Below are 24,238 nucleotides of genomic sequence, written 5' to 3'. Positions count from 1 at the left end.
GCGAGACGCCGAGTCTCTGATCAGACCACCGGGTCGGCCGTGGATTCGGGGAAGAACGGGATGTGCGCGCCGATCATCGTCGGCCCTCCCACCGGGCTGTCGACGATGAGCTGTCCGCGGAGGCCGCGCACGCGCTCGTCGAGCCCGGCGAGTCCGTGCCCGGGCACCGCCGATGCGCCGCCGCGGCCGTTGTCGGTGACCCACAGATCGAGCACCCGGCCGGCCGAACCCAGGTCGCGCGTCGCGACCCGCAACCGCATCGCCGTCGCCCCCGAATGCTTGGCGGCGTTCGTCAGCAGTTCGGCGGCCGCGAAGTACGCGTTGCGCTCGATCGCGGCCGGCAACGGGGCATCCGGAGCCATCGCGTTCTCGTACGCGACCGGCACCGTGGACCGCGCCGCGAGCGCTTCGAGCGCACTCGCGAGACCGCGATCCTGCAGCAGCGGCGGCGCGAATCCGCGCGAGAGCGCGCGGAGCTCGTCGAGCGCCTCACGGGCCTGGTCGCGAGCCTCGACGACGAGGGCCTTCGCCTGGTCGGGGTCGCGATCCAGGCGTCGCTCGATGGTGGCGAGATCCATCTGCAGACGCACGAGCCGCTGCTGAGGGCCGTCGTGGATGTCGCGCTCGAGACGGCGGAGCGACGCGTCCTCGGCCTGCACGGCGGCGCCGCGCGACGCCGCGAGCTCGGCGACCTCGCGCTCGAGCGCCTCCGACCGCCACGCTGCGAGCATGCCGCGCGCGATGACGTGGTGCAGGAGCGTGAGCCCGTGGAACACGAACGGCATCGAGAGCAGGAAGAGCACGCCGATCGCGATCTCGAGCACGCGCTCGCCGAGTACCGGATCCCACGCGAGCGGGCGACCCGGCGCGAACCGCTCGAACAACCACTCGTTGAGCCAGAAGTCGCGCTCGCCGTCGGGGATGAACGGCTGCCAGATCCACCCCGTGAGCCCCGCGAGCGCCGTCGAGACCCAGGTGATCGTGAGGCTCCACGACACGATGCTCACGATCGGGTTCACGACGACGACGTGCAGCAGGTACAGCCAGTAGTGCCCGTCGACGAACGGCGCGAACGTCGCGCGCCAGAACCCATGCTCGCGATCGCCGCGCGACCAGTCGGGCTCGGCGATCTCGGCGAGTCCCGTCCACCGCAGCCGGACGATCTCGAGCACGCCGAATCCCCGCGCGACGTAGAACGCGGCGATCATGAGGAACACGCCGACGACGAGGGCGATGAGCCCGAGCCCCGTGAAGAAGAGCGTCGAGACGATCGTGAGGCCCGTGACGGCGATCGGCATCGTGAGGATGAGGAACCCGAAGTCCCTGGGAAGCGCGACCCAGAGTCCGCCGTAGCCGCGGCGCGGGCGCGGAGCATCCGCCGACGGCACTGCTGCGCCCGTCGGGCCGGGTTCCGTCGGCATCGTCTGTGTACTCATGGCGGGTCGTCTCCTCGGTCATCGTCGCACGCCGGGCCGGTCGGGCGGCAGTCATGCGAACGTGAATCCAGCTTCGCGAGACGGATGCTTCGGCCCCATCCGGCGGACGACCGAACCTCGGCGGGGGTTATCCCCCGCTCCCGCCCGAACGGCGCTCGGATCGCCGACTCAGAGGGTCGAGTGCATGGCCCTGCCCGCGACGAAGGTCGCGGCGACTGGCATGGTGCGGAGCGCGTCGACGGATGCCTCGTGCGGGTCGAGTTCGACGACCGCGACGTCGGCCGCGCCGCCCATCCCGATCCTCGCGCCCGCGCCGTTCGTCGAGGCTGCGAGCGCGACGCGCACGTCGATCGCCTGCTCGGGGTGCCACGGCGCGCGACCGTCCCGCGAACGGCCCACGGCGGCCGCGATCGCGACCCACGGGTCGAGGGGGGCGACGGGCGCGTCGGAGCCGAGCGCGAGTTCGACGCCCGCGGCGGCGAGCCCGGCGAGCATGAAGGCTCGGTCGGTGCGGCCCGCCCAGTAGCGTTCGGCGACGTCGCGGTCGTCCATCGCGTGTTCGGGTTGCACGCTCGCGATGACCCCGAGTTCGGCGAACCGGGCGACGTCGTCGTGGCGGAGGAGCTGGGCGTGCTCGATCGTCGCGCCCGTACCGCGCCACCCGGAGGCGTCGACGGCTTCGAATGCGTCGAGCACGCGCGCGTTGGCGCGGTCGCCGATCGCATGGACGGTCGGGACGATCCCGCCCGCCCAGGCTCGCCGCATGCGCGGCACGAGGTCTTCGTACGCGACCGTCGCGAGTCCGTACGGGTGCTCGTCGGCGCCGAGTCCGGGGTACGGGTCGTAACACCACGCCGTACGGGTGTTGAGCGAGCCGTCGGTGATCATCTTGGCTCCGCCGACCGTGACGAGTCCGCCCGTGCCCGCGACGGGGTCGCCCGTGCGGAGCCCTTCGGCGAGCGCGCGGTCGAGGTGCTGCGGGTAGACGCCGAACGCGACGCGAAGCGGGAAGTCGCCGTCCGCTGAACGTCTGGCCCAGTCGTCGCGGTTCCACCGCATCTCGTAGTCGGTGACGCCGACGACGCCGCGGGCGGCGGCACGGCGGGCGGCGTCGCGCACCCACCCGTCGAGGACATCGTCGGCGATGTCGTCGAGGCGTCTCACGAGCTGGAAGCAGGCGTCTTCGCGGAGGACGCCCGACTCCCCGGCGTCGACGCCGTGGCGTCGAGCGGCGGCGGAGTTGAGCCAGCAGGCGTGGAGGTCGGCTGCGACGAGCACCACCGGGACATCGCCCGAGACGCCGTCGAGGAGCGCGCGGCTCGGAGCATCCGCCCACAGGCCGTCTCGGTAGCCGAATCCTGCGACCTCGGTCTCTCCGCGCGCGACGGCCGCCGCGACGAGTGCGGCAGCGTGGGCGGCGCTTGTCGCGCCCGCGAGGTCGAGCCGGCGAGAGACCATCGCCCACTGCGACATGTGCACGTGGCGGTCGTAGAGGCCGGGGACGATCCATCGGCCGTCGAGGGCGAGGCGGTCGCCCGGGAAGGGCGCGGATGTCTCAGCCGCACCGATCCGCGTGATGCGGCCGTGCTCGAGGTCGACGTCCACGAGTGCGTCGGCGCCGGGGATGCGCGCGTTCGCGAGGCGGAGGGCGCTCACGCGCGATCCGCCGACGCAGACGCAGACGCAGACGCCGAAGCTGCACGCGCCGCGCGCATGGCGTCGTGCGTGCGGCGCATCTCGGCCGCGAGCGACGGACTCGCATACGGGCCGTCGCCCTCGAGCTCGTCGATGATCCGGTCGACGGTCTCGGCGGGGCGGTTCTGGCTCATCTTGTTCTTCGCGACGAATCGCGTGACGGGAATGCGGAGGCCCACTGTGCCTGCCGCGATCCGGTCGGCGTACTCGGAGTTCGCGTGGGTGCCGCGCATGCGGCGCGGCTCGGGCAGCTCGTCTTCGAAGTGGTCGACGAGCGCTTCGAGCACGCGCAGATTCTCGTCGTCGGAGAGGATCTCGGGCGTGCCGTAGAGGTGCGCCGTGACGAAGTTCCACGTCGGCACGGCGGGCTTCTCGTCGTACCAGCCGGGTGAGATGTAGCCGTGCGGGCCTTGCACGATGAACATCACCTCGTGGCGGCCGAGTTCGTGCAGCACCTCGTCGGGGCGGCCGACGTGGGTGAGCAGTGCGATGCCGTCGGCGGTCTCGTCGAGGAGCACCGGGTAGTGGGAGGCGACGAGCCCCGAGGCATCCGTGTCGCTCACGATCGTCATCCACGGGTTCTGGCGCACGAGCCGCTTGATCTCGTCGACGCTCGCGAGCGTGAAACTGGGGTTCTGGCGCATGACATCCTCCGGGGCGAGGATTTCACCCTAACGCCGGTGCCGACCGTCGGCGGCCGGGCATAGTCTGACGGCGATGAGCGGAACATCCGGCGAGCGCGAACGGCTCAGCCGCGCACGCCCGACGTGGCCGCTCGTCGCCGTGCTCGCCCTCTCGGGTGTGTGCGCGTCGTTCATGTTCACGATCGTCGTCCCCATCCAGGCGCGGTTCCCCGAGCTGCTCCGCGCCGACCGCGATGCGACGGCGTGGGTCGTGACCGTGACCCTGCTCGTCGCTGCCGCGACGACCCCGATCGCCGGGCGTCTCGGCGATCTCTACGGCAAGCGCCGGGTCGTGCTCGGCCTCCTCGTCGTCCTCATCGTCGGCAGCGTCATCGCAGGGGCCTCGCACGACCTGGTGTGGCTCCTCGTCGGCCGCGGTCTCCAGGGCGCCGTCACGGGCGTCATCCCGCTCGGCATCGCGATCCTCCGAGATGAACTGCCCGAGCACCGCATCGGCGGCGCCGTCGCCCTCATCAGCGCGACCCTCGGCGTCGGAGGTGCGCTCGGCCTGCCCGTGAGCGCGATCATCGCGGAGAACGCCGACTGGCATCTGCTGTTCTGGGTCGCGGGCGCCCTCGGCATCGTCCTGATCCCGCTCGTGTTCGCGTTCGTCCCCGTGTCGACGCTGCGCACGCCCGGCCGATTCGACTTCGTCGGGGCGATCGGGCTCGCCGTCGGCCTCTCAGGGCTCCTCATCGCGATCGCGCAGGGCGACGAGTGGGGCTGGCTCGCCCCGACGACGCTCGTCGCAGGCCTCGGCGGCATCGCCGTCCTCCTCGTCTGGGGACGGTTCGAACTGCGCATCCGCGACCCGCTCGTCGACCTGCGCGTCGCCGCGCGCCCACCCGTGCTCATCACGAACCTCGCGTCGATCGCCATGGGATTCGCGTTCTTCGCGTCGAACGTCACGCTCCCCCAGCTCCTTGAACTCCCCGTCGCGACGGGCGTAGGCCTCGGACTCTCGCTCCTCGCCGCGAGCCTCGTGATCATGCCGCTCGGCGTCGTCATGATGCTCATGTCGCCCGTCGCCGCCCGGCTCGACCGACGTCTCGGCGCGAAGTCCCTTCTCGTCGGCGGCGCCGGAGCCCTCGCCATCGCCTACGCCGTCGCGCTCGTCGCCTCGACCGAGGTGTGGCACATCTTCCTGCTCAACACGATCATCGGCGTCGGCATCGGACTCGGGTACGCCGCCATGCCGATCCTCATCATGCGAGCCGTGCCTGCGAGCGAGACCGGCGCCGCGAACGGCCTCAACGCGCTCATGCGCTCGCTCGGCACGAGCACCGCCGCGGCCGTCATGGGCGCCGTGCTCGCGGCGTCGTCGACCGACATGGGCGGCATCCCCGTGCCGTCACGCGCGGGGTTCGAGCTCACCTACCTCATCGGGCTCGGCGCGGCCGTCGTCGCGGGCGCCCTCGGCCTTGCGATTCCGAAGCCCGCGCCGCACCCGGGCGAGCACCCGTCGCTTCCTGAAGACGTCGCCTAGCGGTGTCGGCTCACGCCTGGCAGTAGGGGCACCAGTAGAGCTTCCGGGCACCCATCTCTTCGAGCACGATGTTCGTGCCGCACACCCGACACGGCAGCCCCTCGCGCTTGTACACCCAGTGCCGGTCGGCGCGGTTGGCCATGGCGGCCCGCCATTCGTCGGTGCTGAGCCCGTCCATCGTCATCATCTGGCCGGTCTCGACGCCGATCGCGAGGAGCTTCGCCCAGTCGCGCCAGAGGTGCCGCACGTGTTCTTCGGGCACGAGCCTGCCGGGCGTGTGCGGGTTCTGGCGGGCGCGGAAGAGGAGCTCGGCGCGATACACGTTGCCGATGCCGGCGACGACGTTCTGGTCCATGAGGAGGAGGCCGACGGGCGTCGGCTTCTTGCGGACGACACGCGTGAACTGCTCTTCGGCCTCGGGCCCGTCGTCGAGGAGCGGATCGGGGCCGAGCTTCGCGACCACCTGCTCGACCTGCGCGGGGTCGAGCACCTCGCACGCCGTCGGGCCGCGGAGGTCGGCGCTCACGGTGTCGGTGAGAAGCCGCACGCGCACTTGCCCGACGGGCTCGGGCGGGAACACGTCGAGCGCCCCTCCGTCTTTCTCGGACTCCGACATGCGCAGGCGCGCCTTCCGCGGTGCGCCGATCGAGGTGAGCGAGTTCTCGCCCGCTCGGTCGAAGACGGGCGCGTCGAGCACGACGGCGTCGGGGTTCGGCGAGTCGATGAAGGTACCGCGTTGGTTGGTCTGCCCTATGCGTCCGTTCGCGGATGCGATCGTGGCATCCATGAGGATGTCTCCCGCGAAATCCCATGCACCGTACATGCCGAGGTGCACGCGCAACCACACGTCGCCCTCGAACTCGAGGAACATCTGCTTGCCCACGGCGCGCGCTTGAAGCATCCGCCGCCCGTCGATCTCGGCCGCCCCCGCCGCGAACCGGCCCTGCGGACTCGACGCGTGCACGATGTGCCCGACGAAGTTGCGCTCGAACTGGCGGGTGATGCGGTGGACGGAATGGCCCTCGGGCATCGCTACTCCGCGGAAGCGGCGGGAGCGTCAGCCGCGACGTCGACGCCCTTGCCGACGATGTCGCCCGTCGTCTCGTACTCGGCGAGCTGCGCGATGCGGCGCACGTGCCGCTCGTCGCCCGAGAACGGCTCGGCGATGAACGCGTCGATGTAGCGGATCGCCTCTTCGACGGTGTGCTGGCGGGCGCCGATGGAGATGACGTTGGCGTCGTTGTGCTGGCGGGCGAGGATCGCCGTGTCCATGCTCCAGACGAGTGCGGCGCGGATGCCTTCGACCTTGTTCGCGGCGATCTGCTCGCCGTTGCCCGAGCCGCCGAACACGACGCCGAGCGTGCGCACGCCCGCGGCCTGGTCGCGCGCGACGCCGAGCGCCGCATTGATGCAGAACGCCGGGTAGTCGTCGAGCGCGTCGTACTCGGTCGGCCCGTGGTCGACGACCTCGTGACCGGCGTTGGTCAGGTGGTCGACGAGGGTCCGGCTGAATTCGAGGCCGGCGTGGTCGGTCGCGATGTGGATGCGCATGCGTCGATTCTACGGATGCCTCGGCGCCCGACCGTCGCGGTTCAGCCGCGGCTTCGGCGCGCCCGTGCGGCGAACGCGTCGAGCGCCGTGAGCACTTCGGTGGCCTGCCAGAGCCGGTAGCGCTCGCCTCCGGAGATCTTGACGAGCACGCCCGCATCGACCAGCGTGTCGATCGCGTGCTGGGCGGAGACCTCGCTCACACCGACCGCCGCCGCGACCGATGTGGTGTTCACGATCGGCTGGCGCAAGAGGTGCTCGGTGACCCTGTGCACGGACGCGTCGCTCCGCGCCACGACGACCGATCGCCACCGCGCCTGCGCCGCGCGGATGTCGTCGACGAGTCGCCGCCCGTTCCGCACGGCGGCGAAGGATGCCTCGGCGACGGCCTCGACGATCGCGTCCGGCCTGCCGGCCCGGTACGCGCCGAGTGCGTCGAAGTAGGCCTCGGTGTCGCGCAGCAGCCCGGCTGAGACGGGGATCGCGACGTTGCGGGTCAGTCGGCCGGCCCGCAGCATGCTCTGCAGGAGCGCCCTGCCGGTGCGGCCGTTGCCGTCGGGGAACGGATGGATCGTCTCGAACTGGGCGTGTGCGATCGCTGCGTGCGCGAGCACGGGGACGTCGGTTCGGGCGGCGAATTCGACGAGGTCGAGCATGAGCGCGTCGACGCGATCGTGGTGGGGTGGGACGAAGCTCGCGTGGTGCGGCGAGATGCCGCCTCCGCCGATCCAGACCTGTTCGTCACGCCATGCCCCGACCATGCGCGGCGCGGACGCACGCAGGAGAGCGTCGTGCATCGCGATGATCGATCGCTCGTCGATGCGGTGCGAGAGGTCGATCGCCGCGGTCATCGCACGCACGTTCGCGACGACGAGTCGGGCGTTGGGCGACTGCGATGCACCGAGCTCGGCGAGCGCGACCTGCTTCGCGCTCGACGTCAGGTTCTCGACCTCGGAACTCGAGGCGGACTCGGTGCGGAGCAGGATCGACGCGAACGGCGCGGCGATCAGGCCGGTCTCGGCGTCGAACCGCGCGAGTTCCTGCGACGCGTCGTCGGCGAGCGCGAGCGTCTCGGAGCGCAGCGCGACGTACGCGGTGGCGATGCCCGGCGGAACAGCTGCGGAGTAGGGGCCCTGCGCGCGCCGGAGCGCGCGTCGGGAGGCGACCTCGTCTCCTTCGCGAACCCACTCGTGCGACTCGTATGCGACGGCAGGCCACGAGGAGGGAGTTCGGTTCTCCTTCGCCATGTCCGAATCTTAGCAAAGTTTGTTCTCGTAACCTTTGCTTAGCACCGCGAGAGATGCATGGTCGACGGCCGTCCCTCCGAGCTTGCCGCGGGAGAGACATCCGCGCTCGTTCGCCGTCGGCGCAGCGCCCCCTCTCGGCGTCGCGACCCCCGCGGACTAGGCTGTTTCGCGTTGCCCGCGGCCAGAAGCCGCGTCGATATCGCGAAGGAGCGCACGTGCCCGGAGAGAACCTCACCAGACTCGAAGCCGAGGAGCGCGCCGCGCTCGTCACCGTCCACGACTACGACGTCGTGCTCGACGTGACGACCGGCCCCGACGTCTTCAAGACCACGACCACGGTGCGCTTCGCCGCGTCGACGCCGGGCGCGTCGACGTTCATCGACCACATCACGGCGGCCGTGGACTCGGTCACCCTCAACGGCGTCGCCCTCGACCCCGCCGAGGTGAGCGACGGCGTGCGCATCCAGCTGCCGAACCTCGCCGCCGAGAACGAACTCGTCGTCGTCGCAGACGGCCGGTACATGCACACGGGCGAGGGCCTGCACCGCTTCGTCGACCCCGCCGACGGCGAGGTCTACCTCTACACGCAGTTCGAGGTGCCCGACTCGCGGCGCATGTTCGCGGTGTTCGAGCAGCCCGACCTGAAGGCCGCGTTCCGCTTCACCGTGACGGCGCCGAGCCACTGGCAGGTCGTGTCGAACCAGCCCACGCCCGAGCCGACGATCCACCCGTCGGGCCGCCGCGCGGACGACGTGTCGAAGGCGACGTGGGCCTTCGAGCCCACTCCGCGCATCTCCAGCTACATCACGGCGCTCATCGCGGGCCCCTACGACGTCGTGCGCGACGAGCTCACGAGCTCCGACGGCAAGGTCGTGCCGCTCGGCGTCTTCAGCCGCAAGAGCCTCTCGCAGTACCTCGACGCCGACTACATCTTCGAGAAGACCAAGCAGGGCTTCGCCTACTTCGAGCAGAAGTTCGGCGTCGCCTACCCGTTCGACAAATACGACCAGCTCTTCGTCCCCGAGTACAACGCGGGCGCGATGGAGAACGCCGGCGCCGTGACCTTCACCGAGGTCTACGTGTTCCGCTCGAAGGTGACCGACGCCATCAAGGAGCGCCGCGTCGTCACGATCCTCCACGAGCTCGCGCACATGTGGTTCGGCGACCTCGTCACGATGAAGTGGTGGAACGACCTCTGGCTCAACGAGTCGTTCGCCGAGTGGGCGTCGACGATCGCGACCGCCGAGGCCACCGAGTGGCACGAGGCGTGGACGACGTTCAACTCGATGGAGAAGGCGTGGGCGTACCGCCAAGACCAGCTCCCCTCGACGCACCCGATCGTGGCCGAGATCCGCGACCTCGAAGACGTGCTCGTGAACTTCGACGGCATCACCTACGCCAAGGGCGGCTCGGTCCTCAAGCAGCTCGCCGCGTGGGTCGGCATCGACGCGTTCTTCGCGGGCGTCGGCGCGTACTTCCGCAAGCACGCGTGGGGCAACACGACCCTCGCCGACCTCCTCGCCGAGCTCGAGACCGCGAGCGGACGCGATCTGTCGGGCTGGGCGAAGGCGTGGCTCGAGACGGCGGGCGTGAACACGCTCCGTCCTGAGATCGCGACGGATGACTCGGGCGCGATCACGTCGTTCGCAGTGCTCCAGTCGGCTGCCGCCGACTACCCCACGATCCGCCCGCACCGCCTCGCGATCGGCTTCTACAACCTGAAGGGCGGCAAACTCGTGCGCGAGCACCGCGTCGAACTCGACGTCGACGGCGAGCGCACGGATGTCGCCGAGCTCGTCGGGCTCGCACGCCCCGATCTCATCCTGCTGAACGACGACGACCTCGCGTACGCGAAGATCCGTCTCGACGAGGCATCCCATCGGGTCGCCCTTGCGAACCTCTCGGCGTTCGAGAGCCCGCTCGCACGCGCCCTCGTGTGGAGCGCCGTGTGGGACGCGACGCGCGACGGCGAGACCGCCGCGAGCGACTACCTCGACCTCGTCGTCGGCAACGTCGCGAGCGAGACCGAGTCGACGACGCTGCGCATCATCATCGCGAACGCGATCCTCGCCGCGTCCTCCTACGTCGCCCCTGAGCGGCGTTCCGACGCACGCCGAACGCTCGCCGACGCGTTCTGGTCGCTCGCGCAGGGCGCGCCCGCGGGCAGCGACGCGCAGTTCCAGTTCGTGAAGGCGTTCGCTTCGCTCGCCGAGGCCGGCACGCACGTCGACGACCTCGCGGCGCTCTTCGCGGGCGAAGTCTCACTCGACGGGCTCGACATCGACACCGACCTCGGCTGGGAGCTCCTCATCGCACTCGTCGCAGCCGGCCGCGCGGGCGACGACGACATCGACGCGCGCCTCGCCGAGGACAACACCGTCACGGGTCAGGAGTCGGCCGCGCACGCACGTGCCGCACTCCCGACGGCCGAGGGCAAGGAACGCGCGTGGGCGTCGATCGTCGACCTCGACACGGCTTCGAACTCGGTCGTCCGCACGACGGCGGCGGGCTTCCTCCGCGCCGACGACACGGCGCTCCTCGCGCCGTTCGTCGAGCGCTACTTCGGCATCCTCGAGCGGGTGTGGGCCGACCGCAGCTACGCGATCGCCGAGAAGCTCGTCGAGCTGCTCTACCCGTCGCCCCTTGCGAGCCAGGAACTCTCGCAGGCGGCGCACACGTGGCTCGACGCCCACCCCGACGCCGCACCGGCCCTCCGCCGGCTCGTCGTCGAATCGGTCGCGGGAACCGACCGCGCGCTCCGCGCGCAAGCGCGCGACGCCGAGTAGGCAACGCCGCAGCACCCCGCACGGCACCGTGGGCGGTCCCGACTCGTACCCAGGTACGAGACCGGGGCCGCCCACAACCGTTCCGGGGACGGATGTGCCCCCTCCGAGGCATCCGTAGATTCGTTGACATGATCACCGCTACCGGGCTCTCGAAGCGCTACGGCGCCAAGACCGCCGTCAACGACATCACCTTCACCGTCCAACCGGGCCGGGTCACGGGCTTCCTCGGCCCGAACGGCGCGGGCAAGTCGACCACGATGCGCATGATCGTGGGCCTCGACCGCCCGAGCGCCGGCACGGTCACCGTCAACGGCAAGCCGTACGCCGAGCACAAGGCGCCGCTCCGCGAGGTCGGCGCCCTGCTCGACGCGAAGGCCGTGCACACGGGCCGCACCGCCGAGAACCACCTCCTCGCGATGGCCGCGACGCACGGCATCGGCAGGAAGCGCGTCGCCGAGGTCATCGAGCTCACGGGCCTCGAGTCGGTCGCGCGCAAGCGCGTCGGCGGGTTCTCGCTCGGCATGGGCCAGCGGCTCGGCATCGCGGCGGCTCTCCTCGGCGACCCCGCGACCCTCCTCCTCGACGAGCCCGTCAACGGGCTCGACCCCGAGGGCGTGCTGTGGGTGCGCCGGCTCGTCCGCCACCTCGCCGACGAAGGCCGCACGGTCTTCCTCTCGTCGCACCTCATGAGCGAGATGGCCCTCACGGCCGACCACCTCATCGTGCTCGGCAAAGGCGAGGTCATCGTCGACGCGCCCGTCTCCGACGTCATCGCGGGCGGCACGCGTCCCCGCGTGCGGGTGCGGTCGCCGCACTCGTCGCAACTCGCCGACCTGCTCGCGGCCCCCGAGGTCGCGATCGTCCGGAGCGAGGGCGGCGTCCTCGAGGTGACGGGTCACGAGGCATCCGTCATCGGAGACCTCGCAGCCGCGAACGGCCTCGCCTTGCACGAACTCACCACCCAGTCCGCGTCGCTCGAAGAGGCTTACATGGCCCTCACGGCCGACGTCGTCGAGTACCGAACGGAGGCCGTCCGATGACCGCCGCAGCCCTCACCGCCGTCCCGACCCAGCGTCGCAACCCGACCTTCGCGGGGCTCCTCAACTCGGAGTGGATCAAGCTCAAGAGCCTCCGCTCGACCGTGTGGTCGTACGCGATCGTCGTCGTCATCGCGGTCGGCATGGCGTGGCTCATGTCGGCGACGTTCACAGGCGGCATGGGCGGCAACATGGATGTCTCGCAGGCGCCCGCCGACCAGCAGGTCGGCTTCGTCGTGCAGGCGGCATCGTTCGGCGTCCTGTTCGGGCAACTCGTCGTGGGCGTGCTCGGCGTGCTGTCGATCAGCGGCGAGTACACGACGGGCATGATCCGCTCGTCGTTCCAGGCGACGCCCAAGCGCCTGCCGGTGCTCGCGGCGAAGGCCGTCGTGCTGTTCGTCGCGACGTTCGTCGTCTCGGCGGTCGCGCTCGTCGCGGCGTTCCTCGTCGCGAACCTCGTGTTCTCGGGTGCGGGCGTCGAGGCGAGCCTCTTCGACCCCGAGGTGCTGCAGCCGCTCGCCCTCGGCGCGCTCTACCTGGCCCTCGTGTCGGTGTTCGCGCTCGGCGTCGGGGCGATGCTCCGCTCGAGTGCAGGCGGCATCGCGGTCGTCCTCGGCTTCATCCTGCTCGTGCCCATGATCCTCCAGCTCATCCCGGCCGACTGGGCGCACGACATCGTGCCGTTCCTGCTCGCCTCGGCGGGCTCGACGATGACGACCCCGCCGTCGCTCATCGACCCGGCGTCGACCGACCCGAACGTGTGGCAGAGCCTGCTCCTCACGCTCGGCTGGACGGCCGTGTCGCTCACGGGCGCATCCGTGCTCCTCAAGCGCCGCGACGCGTAACATCCTGAACATGGCACGGCAGAGCGCCTCCCTCGGCCCCGATACGGGCACAGAGGGAGGCGTTCTGCTGCCGAAGCCACCGGGGGTCATCCGGCAGTTCTGGGCGAGGCATCCGCGCCTCACCGACGGGCTCATCGCGGGGTTCTACCTCGTGCCGACGATCCTCGGGGCGATCGCGGTGTCGCTCATGCCGGGGGGTCCGACGTGGGGGATGACGGCCGTCCACATCGCGGCGGCGATCGCCGCGGGCGTCGCGCTGTTCCTGTTCCGGCGCACGCGGCCGTGGCTCGTGTTCGCGATCGCCTGGGGAGCCTGCGTGCTCACCTCGCCGTTCTCGAACGAGTCGTTCGCGGTGCTGCTCGCGCTCTACGCGCTCGGTGCATACCGGTCGACGCGCGACGCGTGGATCGGATACGGCGTCTCCGCAGCCTTGTCGGTCGGCGTCGCGTACGTGCCGGTGCTGTTCGGCACGGCCGGTTTCATCACCCGCGGGTTCGAAGGGCGCGAGTACGACCCCCTCGGGAGCACCATCACCCAGTACGTCGTGCTCATGCTCGTCGCCGTGCTCCTCGGCGTCACGGTCGGCAACCGGCGCCGGTATCTCGCGGCGCTCATCGCTCGCGCGCACGACCTCGCGCGCGAGCGCGATCAGCGAGTGCGGCTCGCGGCGGCCGACGAGCGGGCGCGGATCGCGCGCGAGATGCACGACATCGTGTCGCACGGGCTCACGGTCATGATCACGATGGCCGAGGGGTCGGCCGCGTCCGCCCCGCGCGACCCCGAGCGGGCCGCCGAGCTCATGCGCGGCGTCGCCGAGACGGGCCGCGAGGCGCTCGGCGACATGCGGCGCATGCTCGGCGTGCTGAACGCGTCTGACGAAGCGGATGTCCCGGCCGAGCGCCACCCGCAGCCCGATGTCGCAGAGCTCCCCGAACTCGTCGACGGCTTCCGCGAGGCGGGGCTCCCGGTGTGGCTGACGACGACGGGAGTCCCGCCGAACGACGATCCCGCCCTCGGGCTCACGATCTACCGCATCGTGCAGGAGGGCCTCACGAACGCGCTCCGCCACGGCGGGCGCACCGACCGGGTCGACGTCGCGGTCGCCTACCGCGACGACGTCGTCGAGATCGTCGTCGAAGACGGCGGTCCGGGGGCGCCGGCGGCGCGGGAGTCGCCGCGAGCACGAGCAGCCCCGCCACGACGGGCGCCGGACGCGGCCTCACCGGGGTGCGCGAGCGCGCAGCGCTCTACGACGGCACAGTCGAGGCGGGCCCGCTGCGCGGTGGCGGCTGGCGGATGCGCGTCACCCTCACGACGAACAGGAGCAATACATGATGGATGTCCCGGTGCGAGTCGGCATCGTCGACGACCAGTCGCTCGTCCGCACCGGATTCCGGCTCGTCCTCGAGGCCGAGCCCGGGATCGAGATCGTCGGCGAGGCATCCGACGGGCGCGAAGCGCTCGCCCTCGTGCGCGACGCGGCACCCGACGTCGTCCTCATGGACGTCCGCATGCCCGGCATGGACGGCATCGAGGCGACCGCGGCGATCTCGACGCTCGCAGACCCGCCGCACATCCTCGTGCTCACGACGTTCGACCTCGACGAGTACGCGTTCGCGGCGATCCGCGCGGGGGCGAGCGGCTTCCTCCTCAAAGACGTGCGGCCCGAAGAGCTCGTGGCCGCGATCCGCACGGTGCACTCGGGCGAGGCGGCGCTCTCGCCGCGCGTGACACGGCGCATGCTCGAACTGTTCGCCGACCGGGTGCCGGTCGCGCCCGGCGGCGAACCCACCGGAGGTCCGGATGCCTCGGCCGCCCGCGACCCGCACGCCGCCGCCATCGCGGCGCTCACCGCGCGCGAGCGCGAGATCCTCATCGCGATCGCCGAAGGCCTCAACAACGCCGAGCTCGCCGAGCGGTTCTTCCTGTCGGAGTCGACGGTCAAGACCCACGTCGGGCACCTCCTGCAGAAGCTCGACGCGCGCGACCGCGTGCGACTCGTGATCCTCGCGTACGAGCACGGACTGCTCGCGGAAGGCTGAGCGCGCCTCGCTAGGCTGACGGAAGCCACAAGCGACCCGGAAGGACGTCATGCCCGCTGCGAACCTCACCCGCACCGAAGCCGAACAGCGAGCGGGGATCGTCTCCTCCCCCGCCTACGACGTCACCCTCGACCTCACGCTGCCGGGCGATGAGTTCCGCTCCGAGACGGTCGCGCGCTTCCGCGCGACTCCCGGCGCGTCGACCTTCATCGAGGCGACGACGGTCGCGATCCACGAACTCGAGCTCAACGGACGCGTGCTCGACCCCGCGGCGGCTTCCGACGGCACACGCATCCGTCTCGACGACCTCGCCGCCGACAACGAGCTTCGCGTCGTCTCGACGAACGCGTATACGAACACGGGCGAGGGCCTCCACAAGTTCACCGACCCCGTCGACGGCGAGACCTACCTCTACACCGAGTTCGCCGTCGCCGAGGCGAACCGCGTCTACGCGGTCTTCGACCAGCCCGATCTCAAGGCGGGCGTCCGCTTCACGATCACAGCACCCGCGCACTGGACGGTGCTGAGCAACGCGGCCTCGCCGGTGCCCGTGGCCGACGAGACATCCCGAAGCTCCACCTGGGCCTTCGAGACCGGACCGGCCATCTCGAGCTACATCGTCGCGATCATCGCGGGGCCCTACGCCTCGTGGCACGGCAGTGCTGCGAGCGTCGACGGCCGCGACGTGCCGCTCGGCCTCTTCACGCGCCGCTCGCTCGCCAAGTACGCCGAGCCCGACGTCATGTTCGAGACCGTGCAGGCCGGACTCGCGTTCTACGAGAACGCCTTCGGCGTGCCCTACCCGTACGGCAAGTACGACCAGATCTTCGTGCCCGAGTACAACTGGGGCGCCATGGAGAACGTCGGCGCGGTGACCTTCAACGAGGGCTACCTGTTCCGCTCGCGCGTCTCCGACGCCCGCCGCGAGCAGCGCGCGATCGTCGTGCTGCACGAGCTCAGCCACATGTGGTTCGGCAACTCGGTGACCATGAAGTGGTGGAACGACCTGTGGCTCAACGAGTCGTTCGCAACCTGGGCGTCGACGCTTGCGACCTCGCAGGTGACCGAGTTCACGGGCGTGTGGGCGACGTTCGCGAGCGACGAGAAAACCTACGCAGCCGAGCAAGACCAGCTGCCTTCGACGCATCCCATCGTCGCCGAGATCCGCGACCTGGCCGACGTCGAGGTCAACTTCGACGCCATCACCTACGACAAAGGCGCGTCGGTGCTGAAGCAGCTCGTGGCGTGGGCCGGGCTCGACGCGTTCCAGCGCGGCGTCGGCGCGTACCTCGCGAAGCACGGCGGCGGCAACGCGACCCTCGCCGACCTCCTGGCCGAACTCGAGGTCGCGAGCGGCCGCTCGCTCGGCGAGTGGTCGAAGGCATGGCTCGAGACTGCGGGCGTCAACACGCTCCGGCTCGTCGTCGAGACGGATGGCTCGGGCCTCATCGCCGCCGCCCGCATCGAGCAGACGGCGGCTGCGAGTCATCCGACCCTGCGCCAGCACCGCCTCGCGGTCGGCGCCTACGACCTCGTCGAGGGCGCGCTCGCGCGCACGTTCCGCACCGAACTCGACATCGACGGCGCCTCGACCGACGTGCCCGAGCTCGTCGGCCGTCCGGTGCCCGATCTCCTCCTCGTGAACGACGACGACCTCACCTACGCGAAGGTGCGGCTCGACGAGCGCTCGTTCGCGACCGCGATCGCCCACCTCGCCGACCTCGACGACCCCGTGGGCCGCGCCGTCGTGCTCGGCTCTGCATGGGACGCCGTACGCGACGCCGAGCTCCCGGCGACGGCCTTCGTACGCCTCGTCCTCGCGGGTATCGGCCGCGAGACGCAGTCGTCGGCGCGCGGACTCGCCCTCACGCGTCTCGAGACCGCCCTCGGCAAGTACGTCGCCGAAGACCACCGGCACATCGTCGCCGCCGAAGCGGGTGACGCGCTGTGGGCTCAAGCGGCGCTTGCGGGCGAAGGCTCCGACGCGCAGCTGCAACTCGTCAAGGCGTTCACGCGCATCGCGTCGACGCCGGCCCACGCCGACGTGCTCGGCTCGCTCCTCGACGGCTCGACGGCGCTGCCCGGCCTGGCGATCGACCTCGACCTGCGGTGGGAGCTCACGATCGCGCGCGCCGCACTCGGCGTCGGCGACGACGCCGAGCTCGACGCCGCGCTCGCACTCGACGACACCGCGAAAGGCCGCCAGCTCGCCGAGACCGCGCGCGCCGCCCGGCCCGATCTCGAAGGCAAGGCGGCCGCCTTCCGGCGGGTCGCGACGGATGTCTCGCTGTCGAACGATCTCGCACGCGCGATCGCCGAAGGGTGGCGGCGCGCCGCGCCGGCGACGCTCCTCGCACCGACGGTGCCCGAGTACTTCGACGCCCTCGAAACGATGTGGGGTCGCCGCAGCTCGAACATGGCCGCGATCGTCGTGAAGGGGCTCTTCCCGGCGCCGCTCGTCGCGCCCGACGTGGCGGCGATCGCCGCGTCGTGGCTCGACTCGCACCCGGCCGCCCCGGCTCCGCTCCGCAGGATCGTGTCCGAGCAGCTCGCCGAGCTCGAGCGCGCCCTCGTCGCGCGCGACCTCGACGCGCGGGCGCTCGAAGCGTCGCTCGGCGAGGCCTCCTTCGGCGGGCGCGCAGCCGACCCTCAGTAGACTCCGACCCATGCGTTTCGAACCGGCCCCTGAAGCCCCACTCGGGTTCTGGGCAGACTTCTGGGCGCCGTTCGCCGAGTGGTGGACGGTGAACTCGCCCAACATCCTGGGCAACATCCTCCAGATCGTCCTCATCGTCGGTCTCGCGCTCCTCATCCGCTGGGCGCTCCACTTCGCGATCGACCGCATCGTCAAGCGCATCGTGACGGGCGTCAAGAAGAAGCAGGACGTCACCGACACGCAAGCGCTGCAGGCGTCGCCGCTCGCGGCCGTGCGCGTCGTCCAACGCACCCGGACGCTCGGTTCGGTGCTCACCAACATCGTCAACATCGTGATCGTCACGGTCGTCGTGTTCCAGGTCGTCGGCGTGCTCGCACCGAACGTGCTCGGCTCGTTCACGTTCCTCTCGGCGGCGATCGGCGCGGGCCTCGGCTTCGGGGCGCAGAACATCGTGCGCGACACCCTCAACGGCCTCTTCATGATCGTCGAAGACCAGGTCGGCGTCGGCGACGTCGTCGACCTCGGGCCCGCGACGGGCATCGTCGAGGAGGTGAAGATCCGCATCACCAAGATCCGCGACGTGAACGGCACGATGTGGTTCGTCCGCAACGGCGAGATCGCGCGCGTCGGCAACATGTCGCAAGGGTGGGCGCGGGTCATCCTCGACGTCGCCGTGCCGTACGAATCAGACATCGAGGCCGTCGAGACGACGCTGCTCGCGACCGCGACCGAGCTCTGGCAGTCGACGAAGTGGCGCTCGCGCATCCTGCAGAAACCTGAACTCTGGGGCCTCGAGGCGATCATCGACGGCGCACTCATGATCCGGCTCGTCATCACGGTCCGCACGACCTCGAAGGACGACGTCGCCCGTGAGCTCCGCACGCGCATCAAGCACGCGCTCGACGCGATGGAACTGCAGATGCCGAACCTCAACGCCGTCGTCCTCACGGGCTTCGACGGCGCGAGCCGCGTGAAGGGCGCGAAGCCGCCGCGCACCGAGCCCAACACGATCGTCCCGGGGCGCGCGGACGGCGCGTCGAAGAAGGAGAAGGCGGCGAGGCGCGGTGCGCCCTCGATGACGACCGAGCAGGTGAAGAGCCCGAGACCGAACCGAGCGCCGAAGACGCCGCCCCCGCCCGCCGGAGGAGCGCCAGAGTGAGCGAGCAGAACGAGCAGAACGTCCCGGTCGTCCCCATCGAGGCATCCGGCCCGCCGCGCCCCGCGAACGCGACCATCCGTGCGAGCGAGCACGGCGACGCCGTCGGCGTCACCTTCTTCGACGAGGTCGGCGGCAGCGCGACCTTCGAGAAACTCGTGCACGAGTTCTACCAGGGCGTCGCAGGCGATCCCGTGCTGAAGCCCATGTATCCCGAAGAAGACCTCGGCCCTGCCGAGCGGCGCCTCACGATGTTCCTCGAGCAGTACTGGGGCGGCCCCGGCACGTACAGCGAAGAGCGCGGGCACCCGCGGCTGCGGATGCGGCACATGCCGTTCAAGGTCAACCCCGACGCCCGCGACCGCTGGCTTCTGCACATGCGCCGCGCGGTCGATACGCTTATGCTCCCGCCGTACGCGGAAGAAGTGCTCTGGGACTACCTCCAGCGCGCGGCGCACGCGATGGTCAACACCTTCGAGGAATGATCGGGCCACCCCACCCGATCGGCGCCTCCGGCGCCCTCCTCCCCTGCCCGAGACGAAGGAGTCCCCTGTGGCCGCACCCGAACCCACCCCTGACGCGATCGTCGTCGGCGCAGGCCTCTCCGGCCTCGTCGCGGCGTCCGAGCTCGTCGACGCCGGCAAGCGCGTCGTCGTCGTCGACCAAGAACCCGAGGCGAGTCTCGGCGGCCAGGCGCACTGGTCGTTCGGCGGCCTGTTCTTCGTCGACTCGCCCGAACAGCGCCGCATGGGTGTGAAGGATTCGCTCGAGCTCGCGAAGCAGGACTGGGCGGGCACGGCCGGATTCGACCGCGACGAAGACGAGTGGGGCCGCAAGTGGGCCGACGCGTACCTCGAGTGGGCCGCCGGCGAGAAGCGCGCGTGGCTCCACGAGAAGGGCGTCCGCTTCTTCCCGATCGTCGGCTGGGCCGAGCGCGGAGACGGTCGCCCGCGCGGGCACGGCAACTCGGTGCCGCGCTTCCACATCACGTGGGGCACTGGCCCCGGCGTTCTCGCGCCGTTCATCGCGCGCGTCAAGGCCGGCGAGGCCGCCGGGCTCGTCGAGTTCCGCCACCGTCACCGCGTCGACGAGCTCGTCGTCGAGAACGGAGCGGTCGTCGGCGTCCGCGGCGCAGTGCTCGCGCCCGACGAGGCCGGTCGCGGCGAGGCATCCAACCGCGACGAGGTCGGCGAGTTCGAGCTGCGCGCCCCCGCCGTCGTCGTCGCCTCCGGCGGCATCGGCGGCAACCATGAACTCGTGCGGCAGTTCTGGCCGTCACGGATGGGCACCGCGCCCGAGGACCTGCTCTCGGGCGTGCCCGCGCACGTCGACGGCCGCATGCTCGCGATCAGCGAGCGCGCGGGCGCACGGCTCGTGAACGGCGACCGAATGTGGCACTACACCGAGGGCATCACGAACTGGGACCCCGTGTGGCCCATGCATGGCATCCGCATCCTGCCCGGCCCGTCGTCGCTGTGGTTCGACGCGACGGGCAAGCGCCTCCCCGCGCCGCTCTTCCCGGGCTTCGACACCCTCGGCACGCTCGAGCACCTCGTCGCGACGGGCTACTCGCACTCGTGGTTCGTGCTGACCCAGAAGATCATCGAGAAGGAGTTCGCGCTCTCGGGGAGCGAGCAGAACCCCGACCTGACCGGCAAGAATCTGCGGCTGCTCGCGCAGCGGCTCGGGTCGGGCGCTCCCGGCCCCGTCGAGGCGTTCAAGGAGCACGGCGTCGACTTCGTCGTGGCCGACAACCTGCCCGAGCTCCTCGAGGGCATGCGCGGCCTCGCGGGCGACGCGCCCCTCGACACCGACGAGATCGAGCGCGAGATCCGCGCGCGCGACCGCGAGCTCGACAACGACTTCTCGAAAGACCTGCAGCTCGCGGCGATCCGCGGTGCCCGACACTACCGGGGCGACAAGCTCATCCGCGTCGCTCCCCCGCACCGCATCCTCGACCCGTCGGCCGGGCCGCTCATCGCGGTGAAGCTCCACATCCTCACGCGCAAGAGCCTGGGCGGCATCCAGACCGACCTCGACTCACGTGTGCTCGGCAGCGACGGCGCGCCCGTGCCGGGCCTGTACGCGGCAGGCGAAGCGGCAGGCTTCGGCGGCGGCGGTGTGCACGGCTACCGTGCCCTCGAGGGCACGTTCCTCGGCGGCTGCCTCTTCACGGGCCGAAACGCCGGGCGCGCGATCGCGCGCGGCTGAGTCCCACGAACGGCGCGAGCGGATGTCGCGGGGCGCGCCCCGGGCATCCGCTCGCTCTCCGGATCAGCCTTTGAGCGTCCAGGGCTTGCGCCGCACGAGCACGTGCCCGCGCCTCGAACTGAGGCGCGTCCACGGGCCCGTCTCGAAGACGGCGACGGGGTCGTCGCCGAGGAACCCGAGGCTGTAGGCGGCGAACGCCGCGCCGGCGGGCACGTACTCGAGCCCGTCGACTCCGCGGCCCCACACTTCGCTGCGGACGCGCTGCACGAGCTGCTCGCCCGTGCCGGTCGGGATCGCCTCGGCGACCTCCTCGATGCCCGCGCGCGCCGCAGACTCGAGCCGCGGGGCATCCGTCTCGCCGAGCGGACGCCAACCGCCTCGCGGCGGCGAGATGCCCGCCCAGGTGACGGTGTTGACCTCGGGCGGACGCGACATGCGCACGGGGTGCGACTCGTCGTTCTCGCCGATCTCCGCGCGGGCGCGCACGATGCGGTCGACGACGGAGCGCATGGGCACGACGGCGTCGAAGTCTTCGGTGTCGGCGAGGGCGAACGTGCGGAGGCCCAGCACCGTGGGACTCTCGTCGAGGATGCCTCTCGGGTAGAGGATCGCCGTGTAGACGGCGAGGATGCCCGAACCCGCGATGAGGCGCACGGAGCCGTCTTCGACGCGCGCCGCACGCTGCAGATACGTGTGCAGGTCGCCGAGCGACAGGCTGTCGGCGAGCGTGAAGTGGTTGGCCATGTCCTGTCTAAACTACCAAGGGAGCGCCGCTGCCTCCGGCGACGGCCTCCACCCTCGGCCGTGCGACGAGCGCAGCGGGCGTGAGGCCTGCCCACGACGGAGGAACGATGACCGGTCCGATCGACCGACTGCTCAGCACCCTGCAACTCACCGACACCGGTGCCCGCACGACCGAGGACATCTTCACGGGTCCGTCGCACTGGATGCCCCTCGGCCGCGTGTTCGGCGGCCAGGTGCTCGCGCAGTCGCTCGTCGCAGCCGGGCGAACGGTCGGCGACGACCGCCTCCTGCACTCGATGCACGGCTACTTCCTGCGGCCGGGCGACATCGAGCACCCCATCACGTTCGCCGTCGACCGAATCCACGACGGCCGCTCGTTCTCGACGCGCCGTACGCAGGCGTATCAGCACGGCCTCCCGATCCTCTCCCTCATCGCGTCGTTCCAGACCGAAGACATCGGGCTCGAGCACCAGATCGACATGCCCGTAGGGCTGCCCGACCCCGAGTCCCTGCCGTCGACGGCCGACATCCTCGGCAACATCGACCACGACATCGCCCAGTACTGGTCGTACGAGCGCGCGTTCGACATCCGCCATGTGCCGTCGCCCATCTATTTGAAGGTCGAGGGTGCGCACGTGCCGCACCAGGCCGTCTGGATGAAGGCGTACGGGCGACTCCCCGACGACCCCATGCTGCACCGGGCCGCGCTCGCGTACGCGAGCGACTACACGGTCCTCGAGCCCATCCTGCGGGCGCACGGCGTCGCGTGGACGACGCCCGGTCTGAAGATCGCGAGCCTCGACCACGCCATGTGGTGGCACCGTAACGCGCGCGTCGACGAGTGGCTGCTGTTCACGCAGGAGTCGTCGTCGGCGAGCGGCGGCCGCGGGCTCTCGCTCGGGCGCATCTACACGCAGGGCGGCGTGCTCGTCGCGTCGGTCGGCCAAGAGGGCATGGTGCGAGTTCCCGACCCGTCGAAGTTCGACTGAGCGCTGCGCTCCTTTGGCGGGAGCGTTGCATTCGTCTGAATGAATCCTGCGAGTTTCGACCGGCGGATGCTCCGTGCCGCGAGAATTGCCGCACGGGAATCCAGGCTCCACCCGACGAGAGGCGATCGGCGATGACGGATGCCACGGAAGCGACCGAGGTCACGCGGCGCATCGCCCTGACGCTCGGCGGAACGGGTGCGATCGGCGGTGTGCTCCTCCTCGTCGGCTGCGCCCCCGACGACGGCTCGGGCGGGAGCACGGGCTCGCCCGACGGCGGCATCGGCACGGGTTCGGGAAACGGCGGTGCGGGCGAGGCGCCCGCCGCCGACCCGGGCGCCGAGGTCGCGGCCCTCGCCGACGTGCCGGTCGGCGGCAGCCTCGGCGTCGAGGTCGACGGGCAACCCGTGCTCGTCGCCCAGCCGACCGCGGGCCAAGTCGTCGCCTTCAGCGCGATCTGCACGCATCAGCAGTGCGTGGTCGCCGCCGCGGGTGCGGAGCTCAAGTGCCCGTGTCACGGCTCGACCTTCGACGCAGCCACGGGCGATGTCATCGTCGGCCCCGCGCTCCGCGCGCTCGACCCGTTCGCCGTCCGCCTCGACGGCGACCGCATCGTCGCGGGCGCGTGACCGCCATGGACTACGAGTTCGCAGGCCTTCCGCTCCACATCCTGCTCATCCACGTCGTCGTCGTCGCGATCCCCCTGCTCGGGCTCCTCCTGCTCGTCGTCGCCGTGTGGCCCGCGGCACGCCGAGTGCTGTGGGTGCCGTGCCTTCTCGGCGGCCTCGCGATCCTGCCGCTCGTCCTCGTCACCGTCGAGGCGGGCAAGTGGCTCGAGGCGCGCGTTCCCGCCGCCCCGCTCATCCAGGAACACGCGAACCAGGGCCCCGATCTCATCCCCTGGGCCGTCGGGCTCCTCGTGCTCGCGATCGCCGTCGCCGTGTGGGCGGTCGTCGAACTCGTTGCGAAGCGCCGCTCGCGCGCACTCTCACGCGGAGCCGTGCTCGGCGTGAGCGCCCTGCTCACGGTCGCCGCGCTCGTCGTCGGCATCGGGTCGACGATCACGCTCGTGCGGATCGCCGAAGCGGGCAGCCGAGCCGTGTGGCAGGGCACGTTCAGCGACGTCCCGCTCGACTGACGTGCTGCCGCTCGACCGGAGCACATTCGCTCAGAGCGCTCGGTCGTTCGGAGCTCGCGCTCGCTCAGCGCCGCCGGAACGCGACGCGCTCACCGAGGTACGGCGACCACGCCGCACGCTCGTCGGGGGTCATGCGCCGCGGCTTGCCGCTCTGGGCGTCGGTGAGCACGATCGTCGTCGCCGCACGCGTGTAGAGCACGCGTGGCGCGACGCCGTCGGGTGAGTACACCTCGTAGCAGACATCGAAGCTCGCACCGCCGAGTTGACTGATCCACAGTTCGATGTCGAGCGGGGTGCGGTGGTACGGGATGGGGGCCAGGTACTCGACCTCCTGGCGCGCGATGAGCGTCAGGGTGCGCGTTCCGGGCGAAGCGTCGATGACGGCGGTCGTCGCCCCGGCTGCGTGCTCGGCGATGTCGTCGGACACCCAGAACGCCTGGATGCGAGCCTCTTCGAGGAGGCTCAGCATCCGGGCGTTGTTGACGTGCCCGTACGCGTCGAGATCGCTCCAGCGGAGCGGCGTCGGCACGTGGAGCCGCATG

At 70.9% G+C, this 24,238-nt stretch carries 21 protein-coding genes and 1 pseudogene; 13 read left to right on the top strand and 9 right to left on the bottom strand.

What is annotated here, in order from left to right:
- Positions 1-20: 20 nt before the first annotated feature.
- The 3 genes from ET445_RS11390 to ET445_RS11380 all read right to left on the bottom strand — a co-directional run bounded on the left by ET445_RS11390 (position 21) and on the right by ET445_RS11380 (position 3,775).
- Entirely contained in the window at positions 21-1,436 is a 1,416-nt protein-coding gene (locus ET445_RS11390) for a sensor histidine kinase (protein ID WP_243695183.1), read from the bottom strand.
- Between the two features lie 168 nt (positions 1,437-1,604).
- The gene (locus ET445_RS11385; protein WP_129191409.1) at positions 1,605-3,092 is read right to left on the bottom strand and encodes an amidohydrolase; all 1,488 of its coding nucleotides are present in this window, start codon (positions 3,090-3,092) and stop codon (positions 1,605-1,607) included.
- Positions 3,089-3,775 (bottom strand): FMN-binding negative transcriptional regulator, encoded by a 687-nt coding sequence (locus ET445_RS11380; RefSeq protein WP_129191408.1) that lies wholly within the window; start codon positions 3,773-3,775, stop codon positions 3,089-3,091. The genes ET445_RS11385 and ET445_RS11380 overlap by 4 nt, the downstream gene beginning before the upstream one ends.
- A gap of 73 nt (positions 3,776-3,848) precedes the next feature.
- On the opposite strand from ET445_RS11380, the gene ET445_RS11375 reads away from it, so the two are divergent.
- Entirely contained in the window at positions 3,849-5,300 is a 1,452-nt protein-coding gene (locus tag ET445_RS11375; RefSeq protein ID WP_129191407.1) for an MFS transporter, read from the top strand.
- A gap of 10 nt (positions 5,301-5,310) precedes the next feature.
- On the opposite strand, the gene ET445_RS11370 is transcribed toward ET445_RS11375, so the two are convergent.
- The 3 genes from ET445_RS11370 to ET445_RS11360 are packed head-to-tail and all read right to left on the bottom strand — an operon-like array spanning position 5,311 to position 8,095.
- Positions 5,311-6,330 (bottom strand): Fpg/Nei family DNA glycosylase, encoded by a 1,020-nt coding sequence (locus tag ET445_RS11370; RefSeq protein ID WP_129191406.1) that lies wholly within the window; start codon positions 6,328-6,330, stop codon positions 5,311-5,313.
- A gap of 2 nt (positions 6,331-6,332) precedes the next feature.
- Positions 6,333-6,851, bottom strand: coding sequence for a ribose-5-phosphate isomerase (locus tag ET445_RS11365; RefSeq protein ID WP_129191405.1), 519 nt, complete (start codon positions 6,849-6,851; stop codon positions 6,333-6,335).
- Between the two features lie 41 nt (positions 6,852-6,892).
- Positions 6,893-8,095: a Fic family protein gene (locus ET445_RS11360; RefSeq protein WP_129191404.1), complete on the bottom strand. Its 1,203-nt coding sequence runs from the start codon at positions 8,093-8,095 to the stop codon at positions 6,893-6,895.
- A 215-nt stretch (positions 8,096-8,310) separates the two neighbouring features.
- Between ET445_RS11360 and pepN (ET445_RS11355) the strand changes: the two genes are divergently transcribed.
- The 3 genes from pepN (ET445_RS11355) (at position 8,311) to ET445_RS11345 (ending at position 12,763) form a co-directional block, all read left to right on the top strand.
- A complete protein-coding gene (gene pepN, locus ET445_RS11355; protein ID WP_129191403.1) occupies positions 8,311-10,881 on the top strand; it encodes an aminopeptidase N in 2,571 nt (856 codons plus the stop codon).
- Between the two features lie 128 nt (positions 10,882-11,009).
- Positions 11,010-11,921 (top strand): ABC transporter ATP-binding protein, encoded by a 912-nt coding sequence (locus ET445_RS11350; RefSeq protein ID WP_129191402.1) that lies wholly within the window; start codon positions 11,010-11,012, stop codon positions 11,919-11,921.
- A complete protein-coding gene (locus ET445_RS11345; protein ID WP_129191401.1) occupies positions 11,918-12,763 on the top strand; it encodes an ABC transporter permease in 846 nt (281 codons plus the stop codon). The genes ET445_RS11350 and ET445_RS11345 overlap by 4 nt, the downstream gene beginning before the upstream one ends.
- A 144-nt stretch (positions 12,764-12,907) precedes the next feature.
- Here the strand turns inward: ET445_RS11345 and ET445_RS18050 are convergent, their stop codons facing one another.
- Complete coding sequence (locus tag ET445_RS18050) at positions 12,908-13,087, bottom strand: hypothetical protein (protein WP_243695182.1); 180 nt, start codon at positions 13,085-13,087, stop codon at positions 12,908-12,910.
- Between the two features lie 226 nt (positions 13,088-13,313).
- Here ET445_RS18050 and ET445_RS18665 point away from each other — a divergent pair.
- From ET445_RS18665 to ET445_RS11315, 6 genes and pseudogenes are all read left to right on the top strand, one after another.
- Positions 13,314-13,871, top strand: a pseudogene (locus ET445_RS18665) (sensor histidine kinase); the annotation flags it as partial.
- A 223-nt stretch (positions 13,872-14,094) separates the two neighbouring features.
- Positions 14,095-14,805, top strand: coding sequence for a response regulator transcription factor (locus tag ET445_RS11335; RefSeq protein ID WP_129191400.1), 711 nt, complete (start codon positions 14,095-14,097; stop codon positions 14,803-14,805).
- 49 nt (positions 14,806-14,854) lie between these two features.
- Positions 14,855-17,461 (top strand): aminopeptidase N, encoded by a 2,607-nt coding sequence (pepN, locus tag ET445_RS11330; RefSeq protein ID WP_129191399.1) that lies wholly within the window; start codon positions 14,855-14,857, stop codon positions 17,459-17,461.
- Between the two features lie 10 nt (positions 17,462-17,471).
- Positions 17,472-18,620 carry a mechanosensitive ion channel family protein gene (locus ET445_RS11325; protein WP_129191398.1) on the top strand — a complete coding sequence of 383 codons (1,149 nt, stop codon included), beginning with the start codon at positions 17,472-17,474 and terminating at the stop codon, positions 18,618-18,620.
- A gap of 74 nt (positions 18,621-18,694) precedes the next feature.
- Positions 18,695-19,102: a globin gene (locus tag ET445_RS11320; protein ID WP_129192525.1), complete on the top strand. Its 408-nt coding sequence runs from the start codon at positions 18,695-18,697 to the stop codon at positions 19,100-19,102.
- 67 nt (positions 19,103-19,169) lie between these two features.
- Positions 19,170-20,828, top strand: coding sequence for an FAD-binding dehydrogenase (locus ET445_RS11315; protein ID WP_129191397.1), 1,659 nt, complete (start codon positions 19,170-19,172; stop codon positions 20,826-20,828).
- A gap of 63 nt (positions 20,829-20,891) precedes the next feature.
- Here ET445_RS11315 and ET445_RS11310 read toward each other — a convergent pair whose 3' ends face one another.
- Entirely contained in the window at positions 20,892-21,572 is a 681-nt protein-coding gene (locus tag ET445_RS11310; RefSeq protein ID WP_129191396.1) for a DUF8185 domain-containing protein, read from the bottom strand.
- A gap of 107 nt (positions 21,573-21,679) precedes the next feature.
- Between ET445_RS11310 and ET445_RS11305 the strand changes: the two genes are divergently transcribed.
- From ET445_RS11305 to ET445_RS11295, 3 genes are all read left to right on the top strand, one after another.
- A complete protein-coding gene (locus tag ET445_RS11305) occupies positions 21,680-22,561 on the top strand; it encodes an acyl-CoA thioesterase (protein ID WP_129191395.1) in 882 nt (293 codons plus the stop codon).
- Positions 22,562-22,692: 131 nt separating this feature from the next.
- On the top strand, positions 22,693-23,187 hold the full coding sequence (locus ET445_RS11300) for a Rieske (2Fe-2S) protein (protein ID WP_129191388.1): 495 nt from the start codon (positions 22,693-22,695) through the stop codon (positions 23,185-23,187).
- 5 nt (positions 23,188-23,192) lie between these two features.
- A complete protein-coding gene (locus tag ET445_RS11295) occupies positions 23,193-23,696 on the top strand; it encodes a hypothetical protein (protein WP_129191386.1) in 504 nt (167 codons plus the stop codon).
- A gap of 64 nt (positions 23,697-23,760) precedes the next feature.
- Here the strand turns inward: ET445_RS11295 and ET445_RS11290 are convergent, their stop codons facing one another.
- A complete protein-coding gene (locus ET445_RS11290; protein WP_129191384.1) occupies positions 23,761-24,237 on the bottom strand; it encodes an acyl-CoA thioesterase in 477 nt (158 codons plus the stop codon).
- Position 24,238: the final 1 nt, after the last annotated feature.

Source organism: Agromyces protaetiae (assembly GCF_004135405.1).
Lineage (GTDB): Bacteria > Actinomycetota > Actinomycetes > Actinomycetales > Microbacteriaceae > Agromyces > Agromyces protaetiae.
This window is presented reverse-complemented; position numbering and strand designations above follow the sequence as displayed.